Annotated in this window: 6 protein-coding genes and 1 pseudogene; 2 read left to right on the top strand and 5 right to left on the bottom strand. The window is 74.4% G+C overall.

What is annotated here, in order from left to right:
- Positions 1-45 precede the first annotated feature (45 nt).
- The 3 genes from IE94_RS0117985 to IE94_RS0117975 all read right to left on the bottom strand — a co-directional run bounded on the left by IE94_RS0117985 (position 46) and on the right by IE94_RS0117975 (position 3,362).
- Complete coding sequence (locus IE94_RS0117985; RefSeq protein WP_030185234.1) at positions 46-927, bottom strand: hypothetical protein; 882 nt, start codon at positions 925-927, stop codon at positions 46-48.
- Positions 928-1,015: 88 nt separating this feature from the next.
- On the bottom strand, positions 1,016-2,542 hold the full coding sequence (locus IE94_RS0117980) for a hypothetical protein (RefSeq protein WP_030185231.1): 1,527 nt from the start codon (positions 2,540-2,542) through the stop codon (positions 1,016-1,018).
- A 124-nt stretch (positions 2,543-2,666) separates the two neighbouring features.
- Complete coding sequence (locus IE94_RS0117975) at positions 2,667-3,362, bottom strand: GntR family transcriptional regulator (protein ID WP_030185222.1); 696 nt, start codon at positions 3,360-3,362, stop codon at positions 2,667-2,669.
- Positions 3,363-3,491: 129 nt separating this feature from the next.
- Between IE94_RS0117975 and IE94_RS0117970 the strand changes: the two genes are divergently transcribed.
- On the top strand, positions 3,492-4,814 hold the full coding sequence (locus IE94_RS0117970) for an MFS transporter (protein WP_030185220.1): 1,323 nt from the start codon (positions 3,492-3,494) through the stop codon (positions 4,812-4,814).
- Positions 4,811-5,644 carry a putative hydro-lyase gene (locus IE94_RS0117965; protein WP_030185218.1) on the top strand — a complete coding sequence of 278 codons (834 nt, stop codon included), beginning with the start codon at positions 4,811-4,813 and terminating at the stop codon, positions 5,642-5,644. The genes IE94_RS0117970 and IE94_RS0117965 overlap by 4 nt, the downstream gene beginning before the upstream one ends.
- Positions 5,645-6,026: 382 nt before the next feature.
- On the opposite strand, the pseudogene IE94_RS0117960 reads toward IE94_RS0117965, so the two are convergent.
- A pseudogene (locus IE94_RS0117960) lies at positions 6,027-6,341 on the bottom strand (glycosyltransferase); the annotation flags it as partial.
- Between the two features lie 216 nt (positions 6,342-6,557).
- Positions 6,558-7,976 carry a hypothetical protein gene (locus IE94_RS0117955; protein ID WP_030185214.1) on the bottom strand — a complete coding sequence of 473 codons (1,419 nt, stop codon included), beginning with the start codon at positions 7,974-7,976 and terminating at the stop codon, positions 6,558-6,560.
- Positions 7,977-8,011: the final 35 nt, after the last annotated feature.

The raw sequence follows: 8,011 nt of genomic DNA, 5'->3' as shown, positions 1-8,011 counted from the left end.
GTCGGGGGGTGCGGGGACGTCGGGCGGGCGGGGCGGGTGCGGGGGTCAGGAGGAGTGGAAGGGGAGGCCGGCGTCGGCGACCAGCTCCAGGTCGTCCGTCTCGTCGGCGGGCAGCAGCGTCGCGGTGCCGTCGGTGACCGGGACGACGCCCAGGTCGAGCAGCTCGCTCATGGCGGCGCTGCCGGCCATGTCGCGGACCTGGAGCTGGTAGCGGGCGGTCGTCCGGTAGGTGCCGCCGTGCTCGTCGCCGGTGCGCTGGAGGAAGCCGGACTCGGTGAGGAACGCGGCGGCCTTGCCGACGATGCCGGTGGTGGAGCCCGGGAGTCTGCGCGCGTCCTTGGTGGCGCCGGTCGCGCTGCGCCGGACCCAGATCCGCCAGGCGGCCTCCAGACCCGGGGCGTCGGTGGCCGGGTCGGTGTTCTCGCCCTGCTGCTCGGCGCGCTCCTCGAGCCTGCGGCAGGCCTGGCGGACGAACGCGTCCACGCCGTTGACCGTGACGCGGCCGATGTAGCCGTCGTCGGCGAGGTCCTCGGGGCGCGGATAGGCCATCGCGGCCACGGCGAGGTGGGCGAGGCCGTGCAGGAAGCGGTCGCCGGAGTCGGTGGCGGCACGGCGCGCGTAGTCGCCCATGCGGACGGCGAACACCGAGTCCTCGGCGGCGGTCACGGCCATCCCCGCGCGCGGGGACACCTCCAGGACGATCAGCCCGAGGCCGGCCGCCACGGCGTCGGCGAGCCGTGCGAAGGGCGGGTCCTCGCGGTAGCGGCGCAGCAGGTCGGCGTACTCCTGGTCGCGGGCGGGCAGCAGCTTGGGCTGGAGGCCGAAGGCGACGAGCCGCGCCGCGTCGGCGGCGTCGGCGGGCGTGACGGCCGCGGTGGTCGGCGCGGCCCCCGCCTCCGGCTCGCTCCGGTCGGCGTACTCGGTCACGGTCGGTGCTCCTCGCTGTGCTGCGGCTCGGGACTGGGGTGGTGGCTGAGGTGGCGGTCGGGGCCGGCCGGGGGGCGGTGCGGTGCGGTCATGCCGCCTCCGTCCGGTCCGCCGCCATGCCCGCCGCGTCCAGCAGTGCCGTGCCGACGATGAGGTCGGCGCCGCCGAACTCGGGGTCGTCCAGCTCGGTGCCGTCGTCGACGGCGAACAGCAGCTTCGGCTCGCCCTGGCGGTAGGCGGTGCCGACCGGCGGGCTGGCCGCGTGGACGGCGAGCAGGGCGACGAGGTACGGGAGTTCCGCGTCGCGGGCGCGGGCGTCGGCCAGCAGCCCCGACAGTCGGCGCGGGGCGTCGTGCGGCAGGTCGAGCAGCTCCATGGCCGCGGCCAGCTGCTCCTCGCTGAAGCGGCTGTCGTCCGGGGTGGCGATGAGGTCGGGCTCCGGCATCTCGGCGCCCAGGTGCTCCCGCTCGACCGGCGGGGTGAGCAGTATGTCCACGAGGTCGCCGACCCGGACGGAGACCGGGGTGCGCAGACCGGTGCCGCGGGCGAAGAAGGCGTCGGTGACGCGGAGCGCGCTCTCCACGGGCAACGGCAGCACGGGGGCGACGAGATGGCCGTACAGGTCGAGGCCGGAGGTGGTCAGCGGGGTGGCGAAGGCCTGCCGGTCCTGTTCGGCGCGGAAGAGCGGGCCGGCTTCCAGGAGGCGGGACTGGAGCTGGGTGTGGCGGCGGATGCAGTCCTTGACGATGTCGACCAGCTCGGCGGCGCGGCGCTTGTGCTCGGCGTCCTCCGTCTCGTCACGGGCCTTGCGGATGTTGGTCAGGATCGCGTTCTCGTGCCGGTAGCGGTCGGCGACGTGGTCCAGGGCCTCGGCGATCATGTCGGGGACGGCGCTGAGCCAGTCCACCGCGCGGACGTTGCGCCGGGTGGCGTCCAGGGCGCGGCGCAGGGTCTCCGAGTACTGCACGGTCCGGTACCGGGCCTGTTCGGCGGCGAGCTGGGCGTCGGCGAGGCGGCCGCGGTTGATCAGCACCTCCAGCTTGACCTCGGCGGCGATCTGGGCGCTGGTGACGTCCGTGTCCAGGGCGCCGACGAGGACGTTGACCGCCTCGTCCGTGGTGCGCAGGTAGACGGTGCCGCCGGGGCCGGGGACCTCTTCGAGCAGCTTGAAGTCGTAGTCGCGGCGCACATAGGTGCCGTCGGGGCCGAAGGTGCCGTACACCGCGCGGAAGCCGCGGTCCACGCTGCCGACGTTGATCAGGTTCTCCAGGACCCAGCGGGCCACCCGCTCGTGCTCGGCGGCGGGCCGCTGCGGGGCCTGGGCGGCGACGCGCGGGATCAGCCTGGCCACTATCTGGTCGTGGTCGGCGCCGGTGTCGAAGTCCATGTTCAGCGTGACGAGGTCGATGGCGGCGAGGGCGACCTCGGCCATGCCGTACACCGAGTACTCACCGGCGAGGTTGGCCTTGCGCGCGTCGAGGTCGTGCAGCGGCGCCGTGCAGGCGAGCGCGCGCAGCCGCCGCGCCAGCCCCTCGTCGGCGGCCGGGCCCGGGGCTGGGCGCGGCCCCGCGCTGAGCTGGGGCGGAACGCGGTCCGTCGATGCAGGCGAAGTCACGGTGCACAGACTAGGTCCTCGGTCTGACATCGGCCCAAACGACGCAGATGGACCCCGGCGCGCACGGTGGCCGGCCGCCGTGCCGCCGTGCCGCCGAGGCCCGGGGCCTCGCGGCGGACCGGCCCTACCCCTCGTCCCCGACGCGCCGCAGGTAGACCTCCACGACGCGCTTCAGCGAGTCCTCCAGGTACACCGCGAGCAGCCGCGCCGCCGTCTCCCGCTCGCCGCTGCCCAGGGTCGCGAGGATCTCCGCGTTCCTGGCGATGTACGGCTCGTGCAGGCGCCGGGGATCGTCCACGACGTGGAAGGCGAGGCGCAGTTCGGCGAAGACGCTGCGCATCAGTTCGTCGGTGCGTTCGCTGCCGGCGAGGGCCACCAGTTCCCGGTGGAAGTGGATGTTGGCCGTACCCACGCCTTTCCAGTCACCTTCGCGGGCCGACCGCCGCCCGTCCTCGACGGCCTCGGCGAGCCCGTCCAGCGGGTACGGCGGCTCGCCGAGGCCGCGGACGACGGCGCACTCGACCAGGGAGCGGGTGCGGTAGATGTCCTCCACGTCCTCGACGGTGAGGACCCGGACGAAGACGCCCCGGTTCAGCTCGTGGACGAGCAGGCGTTCGTGCGTGAGCAGGCGGAACGACTCGCGCAGGGTGTTGCGGGACACGCCGAGGGCGCCGCCGATGCTGTCCTCCGACAGCCGGGTGCCGGGCGGGAAGTAGCCGTCGGCGATCCGGCTCCTGAGGATGTCCGAGACCCGCTCGGCGGTGCTGGTCCGCCCGAGGAGGGCGCGGTCGTCGGCCAGTCCCGTCAACTGCTCTGCCATGCCCGGAATTCAACCGCAGATACCAGAACGAAACAACAGGGGTATTGAGGGATCGTTGAACGATCCCCTACCGTGCCACCAGGTTCCCGCTCGATCCGCACTCTCCGTCCTCCCCTTGCGAGGTGCACCATGAGCACACCCCCTCCCCCACCGGCCCTCCCCGCCTGCACCCGCCCGCCCGGCGCGGCCGAACGCCCTCCCGAAGACGGCCCGTTCGGCTGGCTGCGTGCCCTCGGTCCGCGGGGCCGCCGCGCCTTCGGCGGCGCGTTCGGCGGCTACGCCCTTGACGCGTACGACTACTTCACGCTGCCGCTGACCATGGTCGCGCTGGCCGCGTACTTCGGTCTGGACAGCGGCCAGACCGGTCTGCTCACGACGGTCACACTGGTCGTCTCGGCGATCGGCGGCGCGCTCGCGGGCGTGCTGGCGGACCGTGTCGGCCGGGTCAGGGCGCTGTTGCTCACCGTGATCACCTACGCCGTCTTCACGGTGGCCTGCGGCTTCGCGCCCGACTACGAGACGCTGCTGGTCTTCCGTGCGCTCCAGGGCCTCGGCTTCGGCGGCGAGTGGGCGGTCGGCGCGATCCTGGTCGCCGAGTACGCGAGCCCCAGACACCGCGGGCGCACGCTGGGCGCGATCCAGAGCTCGTGGGCCGTGGGCTGGGCGCTCGCGGTGCTCGTGTACACACTGGTCTTCTCCCTGGCCGGTGACGACCTGGCCTGGCGCGTCGTGTTCTGGACGGGCGCGCTGCCGGCGCTGCTCGTGGTGTGGGTGCGGCGCAGCGTCCACGACGCGCCGCGGGCCGCCGAGGTCCGGGAGAAAGGTGCCGGCGGGGGTTCGTTCGCGGCGATCTTCCGGCCGGGCACGGCGGACTCACCGGGGCTGCTACGCGTCACGCTCTTCGCGAGCCTGCTCTCGACCGGGGTCCAGGGCGGCTACTACACCCTCGCCACCTGGGTGCCGACATACCTGAAGGACGAGCGCGACCTGTCGGTCGTCGGCACCGGCGGCTACCTGACGTTCCTCATCTCGGGCGCGTTCCTGGGCTACCTCACCGGCGGCCTGCTCACCGACGTACTGGGCCGCAGGCGCAACATCTGGCTCTTCGCGCTGCTGTCGGCGGTCTGCATCCTGGCCTACGCGAACATCCCCAGCGGCGCCGACACCCTCCTCCTGGTGCTGGGTTTCCCGCTCGGCTTCTGCATGTCGGCCATCTTCAGCGGCTTCGGTTCGTACCTGAGCGAGCTGTACCCGACGGCGGTGCGGGGCGCGGGCCAGGGCTTCACGTACAACACCGGGCGCGCCGTGGGCGCCGTCTTCCCCACCACGGTCGGCTTCCTCGCCGACAGCTGGGGCGTGGGCGGCGCGCTGGTCTTCGGCGCCATCGGTTACGGCATCGCGGCACTGGCCCTGCTGGGGCTGCCGGAGACCCGCGGAAGGGAACTGGCATGAACCACCCGCACCCCGCGACCGGGGACCGGCCGCTCGCCCTCGTCGACGAGCACGCGCACGCGTGGAGCCCGAAAACGGCTCGCGCCCGCTTCCGGAAGGGCCTGACCGGCCCCACGGCCGGGGTCGCCGCCGGCCACACCCAGGCCAACCTGATCTCGGTGCCCGCCGACTGGGCGTACGACATGTTGCTGTTCTGCACCCGCAACCCGCAGCCGTGCCCGGTGCTGGACGTCACGGACGCCGGGTCCTGGACCACCCTGCTCGCCGACGGTGCCGACCTGCGCACCGATCTGCCGCGCTACCGGGTGTGGCGCGACGGCGAACTGGTGGACGAGCCCACGGACGTGCTGGAGTACTGGCGGGACGACCTGGTGACGTTCCTGATCGGGTGCAGCTTCACTTTCGAGTGGGCGCTGGCCTCGGCGGGCGTCCCGATCCGCCACGTCGAGCAGGGCCGCAACGTCCCGATGTACGTCACCTCCCGCCGGTGCCGTCCGGCGGGACGGCTGCGGGGGCAGATGGTGGTGTCGATGCGTCCGGTGCCGCCCGCGCACCTGTCGGCGGCGATCCGCGAGAGCAGTCTGCTCCCGGCGGTGCACGGCGGCCCGGTGCACTGCGGCGACCCGTCGGCGCTGGGCATCGCCGATCTGGACCGGCCCGACTTCGGCGACGCGGTGGACCGCGAGCCGGACGACATCCCGGTGTTCTGGGCCTGCGGCGTGACCCCGCAGGCGGCGGTCATGGCCTCGCGGCCGCCCTTCGCCCTCACCCACGCGCCGGGGCAGATGTTCCTCACCGACGACCGCGACGAGCAGTACCGCGTGGCGTGACCCCGGGTGCCACGACAGGACCCCGGGACCGCCCACGCTACCGGGCACTGGGGCCCCACCTCGATGGCCCCTGACACGGCCCCCGGCGTGGGCCTCGGGGCGTGACGACCGGCGCCCTGGAGGACTTCGCCCGGGCGGCGGCCACACGCGGGGCATACGTCAGAGCGCACGGCGCCCTCTACGACCGGGGGCGGGGAAGAGGAGCAGGCCACCACGGTCGTCGACGGCGTGCCGCCACGGGCGACGCCCTGCCCGCCCACCGACCACCCACCCCACCCAACGCGCGACACACAACACGCCGTTCGGCGCGTGGCGAGCGACCCGGCGGCGCCCGGTGTGTGGCCGGGTCCCGCCGGTTGCCGGGGCGTCGAGCGGAGGTGTCTCACGAGACGGCCTCCGGGAGCGCGGGACGCGTCGGGAGGGTCGCGTCGTGCGCGGCCAGGAACGCCTCGACGGCCGTGTTCCAGCCGAAGCGCTCCGCACGCGCGCGTGCCGCACCCCGCCGGTCCGTCTCTCGGCGGGCCAGGAGCAGTTCCACGGCGTCCGCGAAGGCGTGCCCGTGGTCGGCGGCGACGGCCCCGGCCGCGCCGATCACCTCGGGCAGTGCCGAGGACGCGCTCGCCACCACGGGTGTGCCGCACGCCATCGCCTCCAGCGCGGCCAGCCCGAAGGTCTCGGCCGGGCCGGGGGCCAGACACGCATACCGGTGTTGTCGCCGCACTGGACGTGCTCGCGTCAACGTCGATCTTTCCGCCCGAGGAACGTCCCGTGAGCGTTCCCCCGCCCACCCGGCGGGCCGGACCGCGGCCACGCCCGCCTGGACCGCGGTCCATCCGCCGTTCACCCGGGGCGGCCTCGGGCCCGCAGTCGCGGGGCCGGTGCGGGCGCCCGGTCGCACCGGCACCCCTGGCGCTCACACGGCGGGCGCGTCCGGTCCGAAGCGGCTGCGTACGGCCGTCTGGACCTCGTCCTCCTCGGCCGGGTCCGAGGCGAGCCTGCGCAGCCGTTCGACGACGCGGTTGTCGCCGGTCTCGGCATGGCGGGCGGCGAGTTCGCGGGTGGTCTCCTCGCAGTCCCACAGGCACTCGATGGCGAAGCCCGCCGCGAAGGACGGGTCGGTGGCGGCCAGTGCGCGGGCGGCTCGGCCGCGCAGGTGGGAGGAGGCGGTCTCGCGGTAGATGTGGCGCAGTACGGGCGCGGCGCAGGCGATGCCGAGCCGTCCGGTGCCGTCGACGAGGGTCCACAGGGTCGGCGCGTCGGGGCCTTCGCCGCGTACCGCCTCCCGCAGCGCGGCGAGGACGAGATCGCGGTCCTGGGCGGCGCCCCGGCAGGCGAGCACCCGTCCGGCGGCGGCCCCCAGGGCGTCGGGCCGGTGCACCCAGCCGCGGGCCCGGTCGACGGCGGCGAGGCTGCGCATGCGCTCGTAGGCGGCGACGGCGGCCTCCACGACCGGTGCCGAGCCTGTGGCCACGGCGCCCTCGATCAGGTCGAGGACGTCCGGATCGTTGCTGTCGGCGAGGTGGCGCAGGGCGGTGCAGCGGGCCCCCTCGGTGCCCGACCGCGCGGCCTCGACGATCTCGGGCCGGTCCTCGGGCCCGGCGACGGCCGTGAGGCAGCGGGCGGCCGGCACGTGCAGCGGGGTGCCGCGCTCCACGCCCTGCTCGGCCCACTCGAACACGGCGCGCACGCTCCAGCCGGGACGCGGTCCGCTGGAGTTCATCTGGCGCTGCCAGCGGTCGAAGCAGCCCGTCTCCTGGGCGGCACGCACGCGCGTGGCGATCGATTCGCGGGGGTCGTCGGCCCACAGGCGCCAGGGGCGGGGTTCGAAGGCGTCCCGCACCGCGGCGGCCAGCTCGGCCTCGCCCTCGGCGTCGCGCGGGAAGCGGGCGAGTACGGGCGCGGCGAGGGCGCGCAGTCCCGCGTCGTCGTCGCGCAGCGCCAGCTCGTCCAGGGCCCACGCCCAGTTGACGCCGTGCGCGGCGTACCGGCGCAGCAGCTGGAGTGCGTCCAGCCTGCCGTAGGAGGCGAGGTGGCCGAGGACCGCGAGGGCCAGTCCGGTGCGCGACTCGTCGGCGACCAGGACGTCCTCGGGGTCGAAGAGGTGGGCCTCGATCGCGTCCAGCTCGCCGTTCAGGTCGAGGTAGAGGCGGGCGTAGTAGAGGGAGCGGTTCTCGACCTGCCAGTCGTGGCGGGGGTCGTGGAGCACACAGTGGTTCAGCGCCGCGAGCGCTTCGGCGCGCGGAGCGGTGAGCGCGTGCAGCGTGCCGTCGCCGCGACCCCGCTGAAGCAGGCCGAGCAGCGTACCGCTGGGCGCTATGACCGGATCGAACATGGGAAACAGCCTCACATCAAGCGTCGACGCAACCG

The sequence above is a fragment of the Streptomyces violaceorubidus genome, from assembly GCF_000717995.1.
GTDB classification, from domain to species: Bacteria; Actinomycetota; Actinomycetes; order Streptomycetales; family Streptomycetaceae; genus Streptomyces; species Streptomyces violaceorubidus.
The sequence above is the reverse complement of the archived record's forward strand: the minus strand, read 5'-3'. Positions and strand labels throughout refer to the sequence as shown.

Bases quoted from the DNA above. Each gene is read 5' to 3' on its own strand.
- IE94_RS0117965 (WP_030185218.1), top strand. From the start codon at position 4,811: ATGAACCACCCGCACCCCGCGACCGGGGACCGGCCGCTCGCCCTCGTC.
- IE94_RS0117970 (WP_030185220.1), top strand. From the start codon at position 3,492: ATGAGCACACCCCCTCCCCCACCGGCCCTCCCCGCCTGCACCCGCCCG.
- IE94_RS0117955 (WP_030185214.1), bottom strand. From the start codon at position 7,976: ATGTTCGATCCGGTCATAGCGCCCAGCGGTACGCTGCTCGGCCTGCTT.
- IE94_RS0117975 (WP_030185222.1), bottom strand. From the start codon at position 3,362: ATGGCAGAGCAGTTGACGGGACTGGCCGACGACCGCGCCCTCCTCGGG.